The sequence below is a fragment of the uncultured Methylobacterium sp. genome (assembly GCF_964244095.1).
Taxonomy (GTDB): Bacteria; Pseudomonadota; Alphaproteobacteria; order Rhizobiales; family Beijerinckiaceae; genus Methylobacterium.
Map to the genome: position 1 here is coordinate 1 of NZ_CAXTHR010000078.1, position 19,996 is coordinate 19,996.

Sequence of the window (19,996 nt, forward strand, 5' to 3'; positions counted from 1 at the left end):
GCCGGCTGGGAGGTGCGGCTGCTGCCGGAGATGGGCGGCACCTGGGAGGAGATGCCCACGAACCTCATCGACCTTCTAGGGCGCGAGCGCCGCTGGTGCCAGGGCAACATGCAGCACCTGCGCGTCCTGCCCTGGCCGGGGCTTCGCGCCGCGAGCCGCTGGCACATGATGGTCGGCATCGTCTCCTACGCGATGCTGCCGGCCTGGATCGCCTACCTCGTCGCCGGCGCGTGGTTGGCTGCCAAGACCGGCGACCTCGGGCTCCTCGGCTACGGGTTGACCGGCACGACGCCGGCCGCGCATGCGCTGGCCGCCCTCACGCTCGCCGTGCTGGCGCTGCCGAAGGCGCTGAGCCTCGGCCACGTGCTCGCCTCGAAGGCGCGGCGCGACAGCTTCGGCGGCACGGGGCCGCTGCTCGCGAGCGCCGCCCTGGAGCAGGGGCTGTGGGTGCTGCTCTGGCCGGTGATGACGCTGTTCACGGCGGGCGCCGTGGTCTCGACCTTCTTCGGCCGCGTCGTGCGCTGGGATGCCCAGGTCCGCGACGACCGCCGGGTGAGCTGGGCCGAGGCGTGCCGGCTCCAGGCCGACGCGCTCGTCGTCGGCGCGCTGGCCGCCCTGGGCCTCGGCCTCGTCGGCGATCCCTGGCTCGCCCTGTGGCTGTCCCCCCTGGTCGTCGCCCTCGTGACGAGCCCGGCCCAGAGCGTGCTCACCAGCAGCAGCGATCTCGGACGCCGCGCCCGCGCCCGCGGCCTGTTCCTGACCATCGACGACACCGCCCGGGCGCCGGAACTCGCCGACCTCGCCCAGAGCCGCGCCGTCCCGTCACCGCCCCGCGCCGCCCCGCGCGGTCCGGTCTGGATCGCCGCCGCCGACGAGGCGTGAGCGGGGGCCGCGGACGGGAGGGCGGCATCGCTGCCGCAACGCCGCCGGAGTCGTCGTCATGCTGGGATGAACTGGTGCTGCGAGGGGGGATCGAACCCACGACCTCCTCATTACCAATGAGGTGCTCTACCACTGAGCTACCGCAGCCGGCGGCCGGGCGCCCGCGGGGCGTCTCCGTCCGACCGAGTGGGGCTTTAAGGGATCGGCGGCGGCTTCGCAAGCGATCGGCGGTGATTCGATCCCGGTCACGCCGTCGGCCGCCCGTCGCGCTTCAGCGCCGCGCGGATGATCGCGGAGAGGCCAGGCTCGGTCACCGCCTCGGCGGCCTCGGAGGGGGTGAACCAGCGTTGCTCGCGCTGGTGCTGCTCCGGCCAGGTCTTGCGCTGCTTGCGCACCTCCAGGGGGAACACTTTCACCTGGCACAGCACGGAATCGCGGTTCTTCAGGCGCTTCTCGTAGAGGTAGAACCCGAGCGGACGCTTGCCGACATGGCCCAGCACGCCCGCCTCCTCGTAGGCTTCGCGCGCGGCGGCCTCGAAGGGCTTGCGCCCCTTCATCGGCCATCCCTTCGGGATCACCCAGCGCCGGCTCTCCCGCGAGGTCACGAGCAGCACCGCGTAGGTGCCGTCCGGATCGCGCCGGAACGGCAGCGCGCCGACCTGCGAGCGCGGTTCGCGCTCGTCGTCGAACGGCATCTTCGTCATGGCACGCGCCCCGCGCGACGGACCGGCCGACATGACCGCGCGCGCACCCGCGTCGTCCGGCCGGCGACCGGCAGGACGGACGTGAACGGCGGGATGCGCCTCGCGGGGTCGGGTCTAGACTGGAACAGGTCGGCGGCCCCTTCGGTCGGAAACTTACCCGGCAAACGATTAAGTCGAGACCCTCCCGGAAAGCGAGTGGGGATGCGCGGGGCGGCGCGATGATCGAGCGGCACGACGATCCCGCCGCGTATGGCCGTCGCCTCCAACGCACGCGACGGGGCATTCGTGCCGCAGTCACGAACCGAAGACCACGCCCGCCCGCTCTACCCGGCCGGCGATGCCGCCCGGGGCTGGGGGCGCTCGCTCCGCCGGGGCCGGGGCGGGGCTCAGCCGAAGCGGCGGGCCTTGGCCTCGGCGGCCTCGGCGCTCGTGCCGGGCTCGTCGGGGCCGCGCGGCAGCGGCAGCACCACCGGGGTCGCTGCGCCCAGCGCCATCGGTCCGGTCCCGGTCGGCGCCGCCTTGGGCGCGACCGCCTCGGGTTCCGCGGACGACGGCACCGCGGGGGCGGCCGGCTCCGCCGGCTCGACCGAGGCGGGGGTCGCCGCCGTCGCGGCCGTGGGCGCCGGGATGGCCGGAGCGCCCGCCGGCGCGTCGGCGGCGGGATCGAACGGCTCCGGGCCGGTCAGCAGGTTCGGCGGCTCGCGCCAGACGAAGGCGTCGATGCGGCCCGACACCGGGGAGATCGGCTCCCAGCTCTGCGAGGCGACGCCGTCGGCGATCCAGACGGGATCGCGCGGGGCGTGGGCTGCGCGGGCGAGCCATTCGCGGGCGCGGCCGGAGCCGGCACCGTGCTCGGCCTCCTCGATCCGGGCCATCATCAGGCAGGTGCGGACGGTGGGGCGGTCGGCGAGCAGCGGCTGGAGGGCGTCGCGGGCCTGCCCGAAGGCGCGGGCGTCGTAGGCGGCCTGCGCGATGGCGAGGCGCGCTTCCGGCGCCCAGGAGGAGAGCTTGGCCAGCGTCTCGGCGCGCGCCAGGCGGTCGCGGACCGAATCGCCGGTGCGCAGGTTCAGGTAGACCTTGGCGAGGTCGGGGTGCGGGTTGGCTTTCCACGCCGCCTCGACGACCCGGGCCGCCTTCTTCAGGTCGCCGCGGCGGGCGAGCAGCCGCCCGGCGATGCAGGCGGCGGGGACCAGATCCGGTGCGAGCTTGACCGCCTGGAGCGCCCGCTCGGTCGCCGCCTCCGGCTCGCCGGCCTCGCGCGCCCGCGCCGTGGCGGTGAGCAGCACCGCGCGCTGCCGTCGCGCCTCGGCCTTGTCGATCAGGCCGAGCGCGCCGCGGCGCTCGATGGTCTCCAGCGCACCGCTCCAGTCGCCGTCGGCGCACTGCGCTTCCAGCACGGCGTCGTTGGCCCAGGTGACGCTGGGGGCGAGCCGCGCGGCCTCCGCCGCGTAGGCGCGGGCCGCGACATCGTCCTCGCGCCGGCGCGCCTCGACGAACAGGCCGCGCAGGCCCAGAACCCGCGTCTCGGGGTCGTCGACCATGCGCTGGAACGCGGTCTCGGCCGCCTGCCGGTCGCCGGAGATCTGCGCCGCCTGCGCCTTGAGCAGCAGGGTCAGCGGCTCCGCGCCGAGCAGGCGCTCGGCATCGCCCGCATGGCGGCGCGCCGCCAGGGGATCGCCCGAGCCGACCGCGACCATGCCGCGGGAGAGCGCCGTGAAGCCCTTGGCCCGGCGGCGCCCGCGCGAGCCGCTCACCAGGGTCTCGGGCAGGGTGACGAGGCTGCGCACCACCACCCAGACCAGCCCGAGCGCCACCGCCGCGACGCCGACCCCGACGAGCGCGACCGCGAGGCTGGTGCCCACCGCGTAGCCGTTCCACACGATGGTGACCGAGCCGGGACGGTCGGCGATCCACACCGCCCCGAAGGCGGCGACGGCAAGCAGGGCCAGGAAGGCGAGGGCGCGCCACATGGGATCAGATACTCCTGTCAGCCGCCGGGAACGTCACGTCGGAGCACGTCACGTCGCGACGAAGAAAATATGGACGGGGACGCCTCGCGCCTCCGCGGCATGGTCGCTCAACGGATCGTGGCCGGCGCGGTGGTCGGCAGGCCCTTGAAGGCGTCGGAGAGCAGGGCCTGCGCGGCCTGGGCGGCCTGGACCCGCGCCTTCAGCGTCGCCCCGAAGGCTTCGGCCTGCGCCTTCGCCTCCTGCGGCATCGCCGCGTAGGCCTGCGACGCCTCGCGGAGCGCGCCGCGGTCGAGCGCCGCCTGCACCTTCGCGGCCGGATCGGCCTCGGCGGCCTCGGCCGGCGCCGGGGCGTCGACCTTGCGCACCTGAACGATCGCGTCGGCGATGCTGAGGAAGCGGCGCTTCAGGTCGCCGTTGGCGGCCACGTCCCGCGCCTCCGCGGTCCTGCGCGCCGCCGCGATCCTGTCCCCGATCGGCCGGAACGCGGCCGCGAGCTGGCCCGCCGTCGGCGCGCCCGTCTCGGCGAAGGGCGCCAGCGCGTCGATGCGGCTCGCGTCGCCCGTCTCGAGCCCGCGCAACGTCGCCAGCGGCTCGGCATAGGGCACGCCGGCTTCCAGCGCCCCCGCGACCCGGTCGGCCGTGACGACCTTCAGCGCCGCCTGGACGGTGCTGGCCTCGGCGCGCGAAGCCACGGCCTTGTCGAGCAAGGCGATCCGCTCCGACTGCTCCTGGAGCCGGCGGTCGAGGGCCTTGGTCGCCGCCTCGGCCTGGGTCTTGCCAGCGTCTGCCGCCTCCCGCGTGGCCTGCGTCGCCGCCTGCACGACCTCGGCCACCGCCTTCACGCGCTCGTCGAGCGTCTTCTGGAGCGCGTCGAGGCGCCGGCCGATCGCCTGGTCGGCCTCGGCGCCGGCCCTGGTGCGCGCCGCGATCTCACCCTCGAGGGTGGCGAGTTTCGGTGCGAGGTCGGCGGGCTGCAGGCTGCCGCCGACGGCCTTCGCATCTGATCCCCTGCTCTCAAGTCCCTTGCTCTCGAGCGCCTTCACGCGCTCGTCGAGCGCGGCGAACGGCCTGCCGCCGTCGCCGGCCTGGGTGACGCCGAGGCGGGACTCGGCCGGCGGCTCGCGTCCGGGCTCCTCCTGCAGGGCCGCGAGGCGCTGGTCGAGGCCGTCGAGTCGGGCCGCGAGGTCGGCCGGGAGCGCGCCCGCCGTCCCCGGGCTCGCGGTCTGCGCGTCCGCAGCAGCCGCCGGTGCTGCGCCCGCTTTGTCGAGCGCCTGCTTCGCGGCGGCCTCCGCGGCCTTCACGGCCTCGGGCAGCGGCTTCAGCGCGGCTTCGCTGGCCGCGATCCGCCTGTCGAGCGCCGCGACCGCGTCGCGCGGGCTCAGCGTCGCCATGCGCTGGTCGAGGCCGCTGAACTGTCCCGAGATCCGCTGGTCGAGGGCGTCGATCCGGGCATCGCCGCCGGCATCGCCGAGCACGCCCGCCCGCTCGACCGAAAACAGCAGCCCGGCACCGATCACGCCGCCGAGGAGCCCCGCCGCCGCGACCGAGCCGAGGCCCGGCCCGCGCGAGCCCTTTGCCGCGACGGGTGCCACGCGCGGCGGCGCGCTTCCGGAGCCGGCAGCCAGCCTCGCGCCGGCATCCGCCGCGGCGGCCTTCGCGTCACTGCGCCCGTCACCCGATGCGTCTCCCTTCGCATCGCGTTGGGCCTCGTCCCCGACGCGCTTGGCCTTCAGGTCGATGATCGGGCCGTCGGTCACGGCGACCCCGGGGCGCGGACCTGCCTGGGCCGGCGCGCCGGCCGCCTTCGGAGCGTCCGGACCGGAGCCGGGCTTGGCGGCCTCGACGGGAGCGCCCGCGGGCTTCGGCGGCTCGGATGTCGGCGCGCCGGCCGGCTTGGCGTCCACAGGCTTGGCATCGCTCCTCGCCGGACCCGGCGGGGCGGCGGCGGGCTGGGCCGGGCGCCCCGGCTCGACCCTGGGGCTGACGGAGATCGGCGGATCGGCGCGGCGGGCATCAAGCCCTGCCGGCGGCGATGCGGGAGCGGACGGCGGCGCCCCGACGATTGGCGTGGCAGGCTCGGATTTGCCGGGCTCGGTCTTGATGGGTTCGGGCTTGCCGGGCGCAGGCTTGGCGTCGAGGCCCGCCGGGCGTGGCTCGGGCGGCCGCCCCTGCGGCGGCTGAAATATGCCGGGCCTGCCGGCCTGAAGCGGCGTGCCGCCCGGCTTCGGCGCGCCGGGGTTCGGGCGGTCGGCGTCGTTGGATGGTGGCTTCACGGCCCGTTCTCTCCCGTCTCGACGTCCCGGACGCGGCTTTCGCATCCGCGCCCCTCGATGGCTCCCGCGGCCGCCGGCCGCGACCGGCCCACCCGGCGGGGCGGCCGGCCAATCTCCTAGCACCGCCGCTTCCGCCGGGGCGAGACCCGATACGCCGGCGCGTGGACGCCGTCAGGACAGACCCGCGAGGAGGTCGTCCTCGCGCGGTCGCGCCGCGACGAAATGCACCGCGATCCCGGCCGCTTCCAGCGGCGCGGCCACATCGTCCGACAGGCAGTAATGCCTCAGCGCGCGGAAAGCTCCGCCGCGACCGGCGGCTTCCGCCAGCCGGAGCGCGATCGCCGCGCTCCGGCGGGAATAGTGCAGCGCCGTGTCGAGGCCCGGGTCGCCGCCGCCGAGGGCTGCGGCGACCCTGTCCGGGAGGTGCGGCACGGCTTCGGCCGCGTAGGCGAGGTGCGTCGCGACCGCGTAGCCGGCGGCCTCCAGGGAAGCGGCGGGCTCGGGCTTGCGCGCGGCGCCAGCGACGTGGAGCAGGCGCGCGCCGGGCGCGAGGCGCCGCCCGACCAGCGTGGCGAGCGCGGCAGCGTCCCCTGCTCCGGTCTCGACCGGCCCGAGCCGGGCCTTCGCGGCGAGCGCCGCCGTGTGCGGCCCGACCGCGAAGACCGGCAGGCCGCGCAGGGCCTCGTCCGCGCCGGTCGCGAGCAGGGCGGCGAGCGCGTTGGCGCTGGTCAGGAGGAGCGCCGCGAACGGGCCGGGCGGCGGCGGCGTCCCGGTCGGGCGCACCACCAGCACCGGCGCGACCAGGGGACGATGGCCGAGCGCGGCGAGACGCTCGGCCGTGCGTGCGGCGCCGGGCTCGGGCCGGGCCACCCAGATCCGCACGGCCTCAGCCCTCCAGGCTCAGCCGGATCGCGTGGCGGGCGGTGGCGCCGGGCGCCAGCAGGCGTTGCGAATCGCGCGCCGCGAGTTCGCCGGCAAAATCCGCCCAGTCGGCATGCCCGGTCCAGGCCTCGAGCGACAGGAACGGCGCGGCGGGCTTCGTCCAGACGGCGAGATGGGGGAAGTCCTCCACCGCCATGCCGATCGCCGCGCCGCCGGGGCCGGTAAACCGCATCGTCCGGCTGCGCGCCGTGCGGAACACCAGCGCCTCGGTGAACAGGGCCGGGTCGAGGGGCAGGGTGTCGCCGTCGAGGGGGATCGGGCGCTCCTGGCGCAGCAGCAGCCCGCCGGGGCCGACCTCGGGGGCGTGCGCGCGCTCGGCATGCTCGAACGCCACCGCGTAGCCGCCGCCGGCCGCCCGGGTGCCGCCCGCGAACGGCCACGGGAAGGCCGGGTGGAAGCCGAGGGCGTAGGGCAGGGCGGCCGCGCCGGGGTTGTGCACCGCGATCGCGAAGTCGAGCCCCGCTGGCCGCACCCGCGCCGCGATGTCGAGGCGGAACCGGAACGGGTACTGCGCCAGCGTCTCCGGCGTCTCGGTCAGGCGCAGCGTCACGGCGTCGCCTGCCTGCGCCACCACTCCGAAGGGCAGGTCGCGGGCGAAGCCGTGCTGGGCCATCGGGTACGCGGTGCCGGCCACCCGGACCACGCCGCCCGCCGAGGCGCCGACCACCGGGAAGAGCCACGGCGCGTGCCGATTCCAATGCGCCGGGTCGCCGCTCCACAGGTACTCCGCGCCGGCGACCCGCCACGAGACCGGCTCGGCGCCGGCAAGCGCGAGGCTCGCCGTGGTGCCGTCGGACGCCGTCAGCAGGATCGAATCGGCCATGGGGAACGCTCTTCCGTCGGGCCCGCATCAAGAGCAGGGCCGATGCGGCCGGGCAAGCGGCTTCCCGTCCGAAGCGTCAATCCACCCGCGTCAGGGAGCCGAGATCGACGGTGCCGTTCTGGCTGCTGAAGGTGAGCGACGCGGTGCCGCCGGCCTGCTGCGAGACGCCGCCGATGCGGTGGTCGCCGCTGTCGTAGGTCGTGGTCTTCCCGTCCTGCTCGATCAGCAGCCGGTGCTTGTCGGAGAAGAACGCGTACTTCATCCCGTCCTGCGCGCCGCTGGTCGCGGGCTTGCCGAGGTCCTCCGGCCACCACGGCTCGGCGCCCTTCATCGGCTCCATCGGCTTCATGGGTTCCATCGGCTTCATGGGTTCCATCGGGATTCGCCTCGCACGTGTCGCTCCTCGCAAGACGCGGCAGGGCGGGAACGGTTGCATCCCTCCGGACTCCGCTTCGCTACTGCACGCCGAGGATCAGGGTGCTGGGGCCGGCCTGCGTGCCGGTGAGGGTCGTCGGCACGCGCACGGTCCGTCCGGCATCGGCCGCGACCTGGGCCGTCTGCGGACCGGCGCAGCCGCCGAGCGGCAGGGCGGCGAGGCACAGCACCAGCGACAGCATCTTCATGGCCACGTCTCCCCGGACGCGGCATCCTCGCCCGGGATGGTTAACCGAAGGTTTGCACGGCGACGACGATCAGTCCGCGGCCGGCATCTCGGCCGCCTCGGCTTCAGTGAGTTCGGGGAACGCCGCGCCGGAGGCGATCTCGGGCTCGGACTCGAACAGCACGGCGAAGGTCTCCGGATCGTAGAAGCGCATGATCATCTGCAGGAACGAGCGTGCGTCGACCCCGTAGGCGTTCGCCCAGATGCGGATCTGGTCGGGCGGGACGCGGCTGCGGCCGGTCTCGACCTGGGACACGAAGGTGTAGACCGGCGATCCGATCTCGGCCGCGAACGAACGCTGCGAATGGCCCGCCTTCTCGCGCAGATGCTTCAGGACCCGTCCGGCTTCCTTGCGAAGTTCCCTGGTCTCGGGCGTGCTCAACTTCTGCGCGTTGGTATACATCTCGCACGAGGCCCTCGGTGGTCGTCATTCCCTATAGCGGAACCCATACATGGGGTAGGGCCGTGGCTAAAGCCTGTCAAGGCGAGGCCGGCGGCGATCCCGGCCTCAGTATCGGACAGAACAGCGACGGATCATCACGCCGATCGAGCCTCAGTTGAAGACGATCTCCGTCTGCCCCGGTTCGAGCCAGGCCGCGTCCAGGGCGATGTTCCAGCCGGCCGCGTCGGCCCGGCGGCTCAGGACTTCGACCAGGCGATGGACCTGGAGGCGGTCGAGGCTCAGGCCGACGAGGTCGGCGGCCCCGTCGCGCAGCGACACCTCGAACGTGGCGGGCGTGAGCGTGACGTCGACGGCGCCGACGAGGCGGGCCGCCGGCAGCGCCGGGGCGGGGCCGTCGGCCGCGACGGACGCCTCGGTCAGGGCCGGCCCGCCCCGCCCGAACAGGGCGTCCTGGTGCTCGAGCAGGATGATGTCGTCGCGCAGCGCGGCCGGCGCCTGGCTGGCGATGGCGTTCGAGCGTTCGAGCAGCCGGGCGAGGCCGTTGGTCAGGCGCTCGGTCAGCCGGCGCGTCAGGGCGACGTGCACGCCGTGGCCCGCGCCGTCCGCGGCGAACAGGCTGAGCCGGTCCTCGGGCGCGTCGTAGGCGAAGGCGAGGCTGACGGCCTTGATGGGGATTGCGCTCATGCCGGCCCGCTCTTCCCGATCCGGCTCCAGTCCCAGTCGATGCTGCTGTCGGCGGGCAGGAACAGCATCGGCGCGGGCGGGGTGCTGGCCTGCGCGCGGGCGGCGGCCTCGGCCTCGGCGCGGGCCTGCGCGAGCTTGCCGAGGGCGGCGAGGTTGCCCATCGCGAGGAGCTGCGCGTAGGCCACCGGCAGCGCGCCGGCCCGGCGCAGGGCGGTGAACGCCGGCGCGTCGAGCGCGTTCAGCGCCGCCTCGTCGAGGCGGTGCAGGCCCGGCACGGTCTGCGCGCCGGCTTGCGTCTGGAGCGTGATCGGCCACGGCGCGAGCACGCCGGCCTGCGCCAGCACGGCGCAGGCGCCCTCCAGCGCGAGGATGCTCTCGGCCGTCTGCGCGAGGAAGGCCCACACCTGCGCCACCGGCTCACTCAGGCCGCCTGCGTCGTCGAACAGCGGCTCGCCGCCCTCCGGCGTCAGCAGGCCGCTCGCCTCGTCCACGCACAGGGTGGCCGCCGAGCCCGCGTCCCAGCCGAGGTGGAACGGGTGCGCGCGCAGGGCCGCCGGCACGTAGGCGCCGCGCCAGGCGCCCTGCGCATCGACGTAGAGGTTCTGGCCCGGCAGCAGGCCGAGCAGCGCGCACAGCGACCAGCCCGCGCCCGCCTGGGTGAAGGCGAGCGGGAACGCCAGCGCGGCCTGCGCCAGCTCGGCCGCGGCGAGGCCGATCACGCTGCGCTCGGCGGCGAAGGCGTAGCCCTGGTAGCGGTGCCAGCGCAGATGGCGGTGGCGGGACGGCGAGAGGACGTGGAGCGCGGGCATCGCCGATCCCTACCCCCGATCGCGCGCCTACACCACGCCCAGGTGGCGCCACACCGGCAGCTTCTCGGCGAGGAACACCGCTGCCTCGGCGCCGACCAGCGCCTCGGTCTCGGCCGGCACGGTCACGGCCTGGCCGTCCTTGAGCCAGTTGACGCCGAGCCGCCGCATCGAGGCCATGACGTGGGCCGTCAGCGCCTCCGGCCCGCCGGCCTCGCCCGCGAGCACCGCCGAGAGCATCAGCAGGTCGCCGTGGGTGGCCTGGATGCCGGAGCCGGCGAGCGGCGCGGCGAGGAAGTTGTAGGTGCGGCCCTGGAGCATCTTGCCGGCGATGACGCGGTTGAGGCGCTGCGCCGGGCCGGGATCGGTGGTCTCGGCGGCCGGCAGCGGCAGCGCCTGGCCGCTGTGCACCAGGAGGCTGATCGCCTGGAGCGCCGCGCCCGCCCCGCCCGGCCCGAAGGCGGGCAGCGCCGCGATCTCGCTGAAGCTTGCCGCGCCCGCGGCCAGCCGGTCGGCCAGGACGCCGTAGAGCGCGTCGTTGCCGTTCAGCTCGCCGAGCGGGCTCTGGAACGTGAACGTCACCTTGCTCCGCGGCACGACGAGCGCGAAGCGCATCGCGGCCAGCAGCGCGTTCTGCTCGGCCGCCGTCGTCGGGGCGGCGCCGCGGGCGTAGAGGTCGCGGCGGAACTGCTTGTTGCCGGCGATGTCGCGCAGCGTCTCCTTGAAGATCGGGTCGGCCTCGGCCGAGACCCGCGCGCGGGCGCCCTCGGGCACGCACAGCGCGTCCATGTTCTCGGTGAGCGTCGCCGAGCCGACGTAGCCGAGCTTGGCCCGGCCGAACATCTCGGCGACGTCGGCTATGTGGAAGATGAACCAGTTCGCGTTGAGGTACTCGTGCGCGAGGTAGTTGCGGTCCATCGTCAGCAGGCGCTCGACGCGCGGCGCGAGGCCGGGGTTGGCGGCAAAGTACGCCGCGCCCTCGGCCATCAGCGCCTTGACGAGGTCGAGGCCGGAGCCGGTCTGCACGTCGGAGCGGCCGGCGACGCGCTTGGCGTTCTCGCGCATCAGGCGCTGCATCGGCAGCACCGGCGCCCAGCCCGGCATGGCGTTGTAGGAGACGTAGAGCAGACCGCCGGGCCTGAGCCGCTTGCGCGCGACCTCGACGATGGCCTCGTGCGCCTCGGCCGAGACCCAGGTGAGGATGCCGTGCAGCACGATCAGGTCGAGGTCGTGCTGGCCCTCCTGCGCCTCGCGCGCCAGGTCCTGGAAGCTCGCCTCGCGCAGCGACACGTTGGCGAGCGCCGCCGCGTCCGCGAGGCCGCGCGCGTGGGCGACGTGCAGCGGGTTGAAGTCGACGCCTTCGAACTGCGTCGCGGGGTTGGCCGCCGCGTTGATGAGGAAGCCGAGACCCATGCCGATGCCTAGTTCGAGCACGCGCCGGGGCCGCAGGCTGAGGCTGGGGTGCCGGCCGACAGCTATTGCGGCGAAGGCGATATGGGCGGGTACGGTCTCGCGGTAGAAGCCGAGCGCGTAGGGGATGTCGGAGACGTAGCCCTCAGTCCAAGTGGACATTCTCTCTCCCAAAGCGGCGATCGAACTCGTAACTGCTGACTAGGCAATAAGAACAAAAAAGGGCGAGGTTTCCCCCGCCCTTTCTTTGATATTGTTGTCGTCTTACGTGAACTGGAAGTCGCTTGCGGCCAGCGTACCAGTCAGGCCAGTGATCTTCACGAGGAAGTCGGCTGTGTTTGAGACAGGACCAGTTGCATCATTCACGTACAGATAAGTACCAGCGGCAGCACCACCCTGCACCGTCAACACGACGGCCTGTGCGGTCGTTGTTGAGCCCGTCACGGCCGTAATACCAGCATAGACACCAGTCAGGTCGGCAGCAGTGGCGATGGTCTGATTGGCAAGGTTGACCGCAGTGAATGGAGTGCCCGTGTTGACAAGGCTGATCTTGTCAGTGCCAGCAACAATGTCCGTGATGCTGACAATATCAGTTGTGCCAGCGGATGTGGCAGCGAAGTTAGCAAGGTTGCTGCCAGAGAACTTGAAAATGTCAGAACCAGAACCGCCGGTGATGACATCATTCGAGGCAGCAGTATTCACCGTGATCGTGTCGTTACCGGCACCACCGTTGATGGTGTCCTTACCAGCGCCACCGTTGATAGTGTCGTTGCCACTACCACCTATTATGACGTCGGCCTGACCCGAACCCAACACATTGAGCTTGCCAGTAAACGCCGAGGCGTCGATCTTCGAGCCCGTTGTCGTCGCAGCTAAACCGCTCGTGATCGTGAGATCCTTAGACCCAGTGATCACGATGTTCGAGTTATCGGCATTGGCAAGCGTTGTAATGACGTTGCTTCCGCCAGTACCCGTACCGGTTGAAGTCAGGTTAACGGTCGTTTCGCCGTTAACGGTCAGGTTTGCGAGGGTCTTGGCGGCCGTCGCTGCACCGTAGTCAACCGTAACGCTGGTTGCAGTCTCACCGACCTTGTTGGCAACCGTTACCGTGCCGCTGTTGCCGGCACTGTTGTCAATCGTAAACACTGACGTGGCGAGAGCGTTGTTGAACGTCTCTGTCAAGTTACCGGCATTTACCTTGAAAGAGTTAATGCCGTTGGTAATCTGAGAGATGTCGACAGTGGCACCAGAACTGCTCAGACCCAACGCCTCGAAGCCAGTAGCCTTATTGATTGCAGCGTAGACCGGCGTCGTATCGTTGATGTTGATGGTATCTGTGCCAGCACCACCCGTAAGAGTATCAGAAACCGTGAACTGCGTCGCGGCGAACGTCACGCTGTCGTTGCCAGAGCCGCCTCTGAAGGTCAGCGTCGAACCAGCGGCCTCGTCCGTAAACAGAACGCCACCTGTGTTCGTGCTACCGTCGACGGTCACGGTCGCGGCAAGATCCGATGCCGAGATCGTCACCTTGCCAGCGCCGGCAATGTTCAGCTTCGTAGCTGCACCAGCCGTGAGCGTCGTGGCGCTGAACTCGGTCGCCGCATTGATGTTGACGGTCGTATCGGTCGCCGCAGCCGTGAGATTGCCAACCGCGTTCTTCGTCGTCGTTCCGTTGACGTTGAGCGTCGTGCTCGCAGCGCCCGTTACGGTGACATCGTTAGGGGTTACAGCAGTCCCGCCCTGGAAACCGCTCAGCGTCAGGTTAGTGGTCGTATCCGTCGCCGAGGCTGCGAAGGTCACAGTACCAGCGGCAGCGACGCCGTTCGCCGTCGAGATGTCGAGCGCAACGCCGGCTCCAGCCGTAAAAGTCGTGCCATTTGTAGCATCGACCTGCTCAACCTTAAGAGTCTGGAGACCGGAAAGGTTGCTGACGTTGATGCTGACATTGCCGGGAGCGACATAGTCGAGAACTTCGATGCCATTGATCGCCGGCAGCGTAGTGGTCGCGAACAGCCTTAACGTGTCGGTTCCAGCGCCACCGTTCACCTGATCCGCTGCGCTAGTAGTGTTAGCGTCACCGAGGAAAGTATCGTTGCCAGCTGTGCCGGCGAAGTTGTCAATAGCTGTGGTAAGGGTGAAAGTTGTGCCAGCGTTCGAGCCACCGTTAGAACCCGTCTGGCTACCGAGCGAGCCACTGTTCGGCGAGCCGACCGCGGCCGAGTCGAGGAAGGTGACGACGCCGGAGGCGTTGCGCTGCGCCGACTCGTTCGAGTTGGTGATCTCGGCGAGGACCACGGCGGCGGTCTTGCCCGAGCCGGTCCAGAAGTTGACCTCACCCGTGCTCGCGGTGCGGCCGAGGATGTTGTTGTAGATGGTCGAGACGAAGCCGGCGTTGAGCGTGTTGCCCGCGACGGTCGCGCTGCCCGAGGTCGCCTCGGCGGAGTTCAGGAGCTGCTGCGCGATCACCGAGATGTTCTGGGTGCCGCCGCCCTGCTCGTAGGTCTGCACGAAGAACTTCAGGCCGCCAACGTCCGGCACGCGGCCGAACTCGGCCTGGTACAGGCGCACGATCGGGGTGACGTAGGTGGTGGCCTCCGGCGACAGCTCGATCTGCTGGCGCACCTGGGCGTCGGAGATGTCGGTGCGGTTGGCGAAGAACTGGATGCCGCCGGCGTCGACGTTCCGGAAGAGAACGTTGTTGTAGATGGTATTGAGCTGGTCTGCAGTTAAGGCCATGTTCGTTCCCTTGCGGTGCGGGGGGAGCCTGCAGCGTTGCGCCGCGTTGCCCGCCCCGGAGCCCTCGACCCTGGTGAGTCGCCCCGTATGTAGATTGCTTCACGCCGCCGCGTCCAGGGGATTCTTCACCGCGCCGGGCGGCCGTGCCTTCGCCGTTGCTGAAATGCCACCGGGCGCCGGCGGTCGAGCGCGCGTTAAGGCTTCGGAAGAATTTTCCTGTGCGCGGGCGCCGGCTTCGGCGGCTGCGCGCGTCTTCCCTCCCCCGCGGAGGCTGCCGGATGCACCCATCGCCCCACGCGATCCGGACAGGGCGCATGTCCCCTCCTCCCCGCACGCGGGGAGAGGCCCGGCTGCACCCCGTCGTGCAGCCGGGAAGCGAGAGGCGAAGCCGGAGCGACGGTGAGGGGGCGTGGCCGGATGAGGCTCGCCTTGAGCCCCCCTCACCCTCGGCGCCGCCTTGGCCCACGACGACGACGGGGTCGTCGCGGCCCTCTCCCCGCAGGCGGGGCGAGGGGATGCGCGGCCAGCGACGCGCCGAGCACCGGGATGCGTGAATCCGCAAGCCCGCAGAGGGGGGGAGGAAACGCGCGTGGGTGAAACCGAGGCGCGGTGGGGGTTGCGTGGCGCGGGCGACGGGACTCGAACCCGCGACCTCCGGCGTGACAGGCCGGCACTCTAACCAACTGAGCTACGCCCGCACGGCGCATGCCGGCGACGGCCCTGGCGGGCGTCGAGCGGCGGCCGGGGTTTAGGGTGGGGGGCCGGGGCGTGTCAAGCGCGCGCCGCGAACGCGGGCCGGCGTCGGCCGGGGCCGGATCGCCGGCGGGCGGCGCCTGCGCGCATCTGCCGTGTTGGCCGGCGCCCGGCCAGGCCCCACCTCACGTTCCAAGGGGCCGCATCGAGGCCGCATCGGGGCCGCACGGGGCCGATGGTGCGACGCGCAAACGGCTTGTCTCACCCGGACGGCTCGACTAAGCCTCGGCCCGCGCAGTCTGGACCTGGACCAGTTCCATATCGCCGCCCGGCGCGAGAGAGGTGTGGCATGACCGGTCTCCTGGCGGATTACCTGCCGCTCATCGTCTTCCTCGGCGTGTCGCTGTTCATCGCCGGCGCACTCCTCGTGGCGCCGTTCCTGGTGGCCTATTCGAGCCCGGACCCGGAGAAGCTCTCGGCCTACGAGTGCGGCTTCAACGCCTTCGACGACGCGCGCATGAAGTTCGACGTGCGCTTCTATCTCGTCGCCATCCTGTTCATCATCTTCGACCTCGAGGTCGCCTTCCTGTTCCCCTGGGCCATCACCTTCGGCGAACTCGGCTGGTTCGGGATGTGGTCGATGATGGCCTTCCTCGGGGTGCTCACCGTGGGCTTCGTCTACGAGTGGCGAAAAGGTGCGCTCGAATGGGACTAGAGCCCGCCGCCCCGCCCGCCCGCCACTGAGGCAGCCATGGCCTTCACCCCCGACCTCTCCCGCGCGCCGACGCTGTCGCCCCAGCCCAAGGGGCTGATCGACCCCAACACCGGCCGGCCGATCGGCGCCGACGACCCGACCTTCCTGTCGATCAGCGACGAACTCGCCGACCGCGGCTTCCTGATCACGTCCACCGACGACCTGATCAACTGGGCGCGCACCGGCTCGCTGATGTGGATGACGTTCGGGCTCGCGTGCTGCGCCGTCGAGATGATGCAGATGTCGATGCCGCGCTACGATTGCGAACGCTTCGGCTTCGCGCCGCGCGGCTCCCCGCGGCAATCCGACGTGATGATCGTGGCCGGCACGCTGACCAACAAGATGGCGCCGGCTTTGCGCAAGGTCTACGACCAGATGCCGGAGCCGCGCTACGTGATCTCGATGGGCTCGTGCGCCAACGGCGGCGGCTACTACCACTATTCGTACTCGGTGGTGCGCGGCTGCGACCGCGTCGTGCCGGTGGACATCTACGTGCCGGGCTGCCCGCCGACCGCCGAGGCGCTGCTCTACGGCGTGCTGCTGCTTCAGAAGAAGATCCGCCGCACCGGCACGATCGAACGCTGAGGTGACGCCATGAGCAACGGCATCGCGATCCTCGGCCATACCCAGCCGGCCTCGGGCCACGCGGCGTTGCAGGCGCTCGCCGACCACATCGCCGCGGCGCTGGGGCCGGCGGTGGTCGAACGCACGATCGTGCGCGACGAGCTGACGCTCGTGGTCCAGGGCTCGGACATCGTCTACGCGACGACGTTCCTGCGCGACGACCCGGCCTGCGCCTTCCGCTGCTTCCTCGACCTCTGCGGGGCCGACTACCCGAACCGCGCGCAGCGGTTCGACGTGGTCTACCACCTGCTCTCGCTGCGCCACAACGCGCGCATCCGGGTGAAGGTGCGCACCGACGAGACGACGCCGGTGCCCTCCGTGATCGACGTGTTCCCCGGCGCCAACTGGTACGAGCGCGAGGCCTACGACCTCTACGGCATCCTGTTCTCGGGCCACCCGGACCTGCGCCGGCTGCTGACCGATTACGGCTTCGAGGGGCATCCGCTGCGCAAGGACTTCCCGCTCACCGGCTTCGTCGAGGTCCGCTACGACACGGACGAGGCGCGGGTGGTCTACGAGCCGGTGAAGCTCACGCAGGAATTCCGGAACTTCGATTTCCTCTCGCCGTGGGAGGGCACGGATTACGTGCTGCCCGGTGACGAGAAGACGACCGCATAGGCGGAGGGCTCACCATGACCGAGCATAATATCCGCAACTTCGCGATCAATTTCGGGCCGCAGCACCCGGCGGCGCACGGCGTGCTGCGCCTGGTGCTCGAACTCGACGGCGAGGTCGTGGAGCGCGTCGACCCGCATATCGGGTTGCTGCACCGCGGCACGGAAAAACTGATCGAGCACAAGACCTACCTCCAGGCGACGCCGTACTTCGACCGGCTCGACTACGTCTCGCCGATGAACCAGGAGCACGCCTTCTGCCTCGCGATCGAGAAGCTCGCCGGCATCGAAGTGCCGCGCCGGGCGCAGCTCATCCGGGTGCTGTTCTGCGAGATCGGGCGCCTGCTCTCGCACCTCCTCAACGTCACGACGCAGGCGATGGACGTCGGCGCGCTGACGCCCCCGCTCTGGGGCTTCGAGGAGCGCGAGAAGCTGATGATCTTCTACGAACGGGCGTCCGGCGCCCGGCTCCACGCGAATTACTTCCGCCCCGGCGGCGTCCACCAGGACCTGCCGCCGGCGCTGATCGACGACATCGAAGCGTTCTGCGACCCGTTCCTTCAGGTCGTGGACGACCTCGACAACCTCGTCATGGGCAACCGCATCTTCAAGCAGCGCAACGTCGACATCGGCATCGTGTCGGTGGACGAGTGCATGGCCTGGGGGTTCTCGGGCGTGATGGTGCGCGGATCGGGCATCCCGTGGGACCTGCGCAAGTCGCAGCCCTACGAGGCTTACGAAGAGATGGACTTCGACATCCCCGTGGGCCGCAACGGCGACACCTACGACCGGCAGGTGATCCGCATGGAGGAGATGCGGGAATCGGTGAAGATCATGAAGCAGTGCGTGGCCAAGCTGCGCGAGCCCGCAGGGCAGGGGCCGATCGCCTCGCTCGACGGCAAGTTCGCACCGCCGCCGCGCCGCGCGATGAAGCGGTCGATGGAATCGCTGATCCACCACTTCAAGCTCTACACCGAGGGCTTCCACGTCCCTGAGGGCGAGGTCTACGCCTGCGTCGAGGCGCCCAAGGGCGAGTTCGGCGTCTACCTCGTCTCCGACGGCTCGAACAAGCCGTATCGCTGCAAGATCCGCGCACCCGGCTTCGCGCACTTGCAGGCGATGGACTGGATGTGCCGAGGGCATCTCTTGGCCGACGTATCCTGCGTGCTCGGCACGCTCGATATCGTGTTCGGCGAGGTTGACCGGTGATCCGCGACGCGACCCTTCCCGCCCCCCTCTGCGGGGGAGGGTGGCCCGCGAGCCAGGTCGGGAGAGGGGAGCGCCGTATCCGGATGCGTTGCTCCCCTCACCCGAACCTCCCTCACGCGAGGGCCACCCGCTCCCGCAGAGGGGAGAGGGATCGGCGCGCGGATGGATTTACTACGACCGGCACCGGGAACGCTTGAAGCATGTCGAACCGCAGGCTCGCCCCGACCGCCGATCAGCCCGAGAGCTTCGCGTTCACTGAGGAGAACGCCGCCTGGGCGAAGGGGCAAATCGAAAAGTATCCAGAGGGACGCCAAGCCTCGGCCGTGATCCCGCTGCTGTGGAAGGCGCAGGAGCAGAACGGTGGCTGGCTGCCGCGGCGCGCGATCGAGGCGGTCGCCGACGAACTCGGCATGCCGCATATCCGCGTGCTGGAGGTCGCGACCTTCTACACGATGTTCGCGCTGGAGCCGGTGGGACGGTTCTGGATCCAGCTCTGCGGCACGGTGCCGTGCGATTCCTGCGGCGCGCGCGAGCTCAAGGACATGCTGCACGCCCGCCTCGGCGCGCCGGGGCACGTCAGCGTCGACGGCAACTTCTCCTGGCTCGAGGTCGAGTGCCTGGGCGCCTGCTGCAACGCGCCCATGGTGCAGATCAACCAGGACTACTACGAGGACCTGACGCCCGAGAGCCTGGGCAGGCTGATGGACGACCTCGCCGCGGGGCGCCCGGTGAAGGTCGGCTCGCAGACCGGACGGGTCTCGTCCGAGCCGCAGGGCGGTGCCGACACCCTGACCGATACGGCCCTGTTCGACGGCTCTCGCGTCGGCGCGTGGCGCAGGCGCTTCGAGGACACCCGGAAAGCCGAGGGCGATCCGGCGCGGGCCAAGGATGAGGCTGCCTCGACCGAGGCGCGCGTCGCAACCGAGCCCAAGATTGCCAAGCCCGATGCCGGCCGAACGGTCGAGCGGAAGGTCGCCGACGCCCCGGCGCAGCGGGCGGCCGACGGACAGGCACCGATCAAGCCGGAGGACCGGGCCGATGCCGCCGACCGTGGAAGCTCGGTCATCAAGCGCAGGGACGCGCCCCAAGCTGCCTCCGATGCGCCTGCCAAGCGCATCGCCGAGGGCGAGGCTGCCGGCGCCGAGGCCGGGGCGCAGTTGGGCCTGACGCGCGACGCGGTTCCGCCGCAGCCGTCGGTCTCGGGAGCGAGCGACGACAAGCCGGCCGCATCTCCGGGCGGTCCCGGAGGGAAGGCGTGATCGCCATGGCCGACGGAACGAACGACCTGATCGACGCTGTCATGAAGACGGTCCAGGCGCGCTCTGGCAACATCGCGAAGGGCCTTCGGGAAGTCCGCGGCAAGGTGCGGGCTTCGGGCACGACCATTCACGACGTTCGAGAGGACCTTCACGCCCTCGAGACCCACGTAGAGCGCATCGCGCGCCGCCTCGACATCATCGACGTCCCGGCCTTCTGAGAAACCGGAAACGGAAAAGCATGCTCGCCGACCAGGATCGCATCTTCACCAACCTCTACGGGCTGCATTCGCCCGGGCTCGACGCCGCGCAGAAACGCGGCGCATGGGACGGCACCAAGTTCCTGCTGGAGCAGGGCCGCGACTGGATCATCGACGAAATGAAGGCGTCGGGCCTGCGCGGGCGCGGCGGCGCAGGCTTCCCGACGGGTCTTAAGTGGTCGTTCATGCCTAAGAAGTCGGACGGGCGGCCGCACTACCTCGTGGTTAACGCCGACGAGTCCGAGCCCGGCACCTGCAAGGACCGGGAGATCATGCGGCACGACCCGCACCT

Annotated in this window: 18 protein-coding genes, 2 tRNA genes and 2 pseudogenes; 8 read left to right on the forward strand and 14 right to left on the reverse strand. The window is 71.2% G+C overall.

Translation table 11 applies throughout. The features are described from left to right. Positions 1–882: glycosyltransferase family 2 protein (locus tag ACFE86_RS13345; protein ID WP_375455819.1), on the forward strand; the 882-nt coding region annotated here is incomplete at its 5' end. Between the two features lie 72 nt (positions 883–954). On the opposite strand, the gene ACFE86_RS13350 is transcribed toward ACFE86_RS13345, so the two are convergent. The 14 genes from ACFE86_RS13350 to ACFE86_RS13415 form a co-directional block, all read right to left on the reverse strand. Then, positions 955–1,029, reverse strand: a tRNA-Thr gene (locus ACFE86_RS13350). A gap of 98 nt (positions 1,030–1,127) precedes the next feature. After that, entirely contained in the window at positions 1,128–1,586 is a 459-nt protein-coding gene (locus ACFE86_RS13355) for an NUDIX hydrolase (RefSeq protein ID WP_375455820.1), read from the reverse strand. Positions 1,587–1,972: 386 nt separating this feature from the next. Then, entirely contained in the window at positions 1,973–3,556 is a 1,584-nt protein-coding gene (locus ACFE86_RS13360; protein ID WP_375455821.1) for a heme biosynthesis protein HemY, read from the reverse strand. Positions 3,557–3,663: 107 nt separating this feature from the next. Next, complete coding sequence (locus tag ACFE86_RS13365; RefSeq protein WP_375455822.1) at positions 3,664–5,829, reverse strand: translation initiation factor 2; 2,166 nt, start codon at positions 5,827–5,829, stop codon at positions 3,664–3,666. Between the two features lie 171 nt (positions 5,830–6,000). Continuing rightward, entirely contained in the window at positions 6,001–6,711 is a 711-nt protein-coding gene (locus tag ACFE86_RS13370) for a uroporphyrinogen-III synthase (RefSeq protein ID WP_375455823.1), read from the reverse strand. Positions 6,712–6,715: 4 nt separating this feature from the next. Then, positions 6,716–7,594 carry an aldose 1-epimerase family protein gene (locus ACFE86_RS13375; protein ID WP_375455824.1) on the reverse strand — a complete coding sequence of 293 codons (879 nt, stop codon included), beginning with the start codon at positions 7,592–7,594 and terminating at the stop codon, positions 6,716–6,718. A 76-nt stretch (positions 7,595–7,670) separates the two neighbouring features. Then, positions 7,671–7,970 (reverse strand): pertactin-like passenger domain-containing protein, encoded by a 300-nt coding sequence (locus tag ACFE86_RS13380; protein ID WP_375455825.1) that lies wholly within the window; start codon positions 7,968–7,970, stop codon positions 7,671–7,673. 79 nt (positions 7,971–8,049) lie between these two features. After that, complete coding sequence (locus ACFE86_RS13385) at positions 8,050–8,217, reverse strand: hypothetical protein (RefSeq protein WP_375455826.1); 168 nt, start codon at positions 8,215–8,217, stop codon at positions 8,050–8,052. A 69-nt stretch (positions 8,218–8,286) separates the two neighbouring features. After that, on the reverse strand, positions 8,287–8,658 hold the full coding sequence (locus ACFE86_RS13390; protein WP_375455827.1) for a helix-turn-helix domain-containing protein: 372 nt from the start codon (positions 8,656–8,658) through the stop codon (positions 8,287–8,289). Positions 8,659–8,808: 150 nt separating this feature from the next. After that, positions 8,809–9,342: a hypothetical protein gene (locus ACFE86_RS13395; RefSeq protein ID WP_375455828.1), complete on the reverse strand. Its 534-nt coding sequence runs from the start codon at positions 9,340–9,342 to the stop codon at positions 8,809–8,811. Continuing rightward, positions 9,339–10,151 (reverse strand): SapC family protein, encoded by an 813-nt coding sequence (locus tag ACFE86_RS13400; protein WP_375455829.1) that lies wholly within the window; start codon positions 10,149–10,151, stop codon positions 9,339–9,341. Before ACFE86_RS13400 ends, ACFE86_RS13395 begins: the two co-directional genes overlap by 4 nt. 27 nt (positions 10,152–10,178) lie before the next feature. Further along, positions 10,179–11,720: a methyltransferase regulatory domain-containing protein gene (locus tag ACFE86_RS13405; protein ID WP_375455830.1), complete on the reverse strand. Its 1,542-nt coding sequence runs from the start codon at positions 11,718–11,720 to the stop codon at positions 10,179–10,181. 102 nt (positions 11,721–11,822) lie between these two features. After that, complete coding sequence (locus tag ACFE86_RS13410; RefSeq protein ID WP_375455831.1) at positions 11,823–14,294, reverse strand: beta strand repeat-containing protein; 2,472 nt, start codon at positions 14,292–14,294, stop codon at positions 11,823–11,825. A gap of 621 nt (positions 14,295–14,915) precedes the next feature. After that, positions 14,916–14,992, reverse strand: a tRNA-Asp gene (locus tag ACFE86_RS13415). A gap of 344 nt (positions 14,993–15,336) precedes the next feature. On the opposite strand from ACFE86_RS13415, the gene ACFE86_RS13420 reads away from it, so the two are divergent. The 7 genes and pseudogenes from ACFE86_RS13420 to ACFE86_RS13450 all read left to right on the forward strand — a co-directional run. Then, positions 15,337–15,702, forward strand: coding sequence for an NADH-quinone oxidoreductase subunit A (locus ACFE86_RS13420; RefSeq protein WP_375455832.1), 366 nt, complete (start codon positions 15,337–15,339; stop codon positions 15,700–15,702). A 36-nt stretch (positions 15,703–15,738) separates the two neighbouring features. Next, positions 15,739–16,326: a NuoB/complex I 20 kDa subunit family protein gene (locus ACFE86_RS13425; RefSeq protein ID WP_375455833.1), complete on the forward strand. Its 588-nt coding sequence runs from the start codon at positions 15,739–15,741 to the stop codon at positions 16,324–16,326. Between the two features lie 9 nt (positions 16,327–16,335). Continuing rightward, complete coding sequence (locus tag ACFE86_RS13430) at positions 16,336–16,983, forward strand: NADH-quinone oxidoreductase subunit C (protein WP_375455834.1); 648 nt, start codon at positions 16,336–16,338, stop codon at positions 16,981–16,983. Positions 16,984–16,997: 14 nt separating this feature from the next. Further along, on the forward strand, positions 16,998–18,188 hold the full coding sequence (locus ACFE86_RS13435) for an NADH-quinone oxidoreductase subunit D (protein ID WP_375455835.1): 1,191 nt from the start codon (positions 16,998–17,000) through the stop codon (positions 18,186–18,188). Between the two features lie 200 nt (positions 18,189–18,388). After that, positions 18,389–19,417 (forward strand): annotated as a pseudogene (gene nuoE / locus ACFE86_RS13440) (NADH-quinone oxidoreductase subunit NuoE); the annotation flags it as partial. A 26-nt stretch (positions 19,418–19,443) separates the two neighbouring features. Beyond that, positions 19,444–19,665, forward strand: a complete 222-nt coding sequence (locus ACFE86_RS13445) for a hypothetical protein (protein WP_375455836.1) — start codon at positions 19,444–19,446, stop codon at positions 19,663–19,665. Between the two features lie 20 nt (positions 19,666–19,685). Then, a pseudogene (locus ACFE86_RS13450) lies at positions 19,686–19,996 on the forward strand (NADH-quinone oxidoreductase subunit F); the annotation flags it as partial.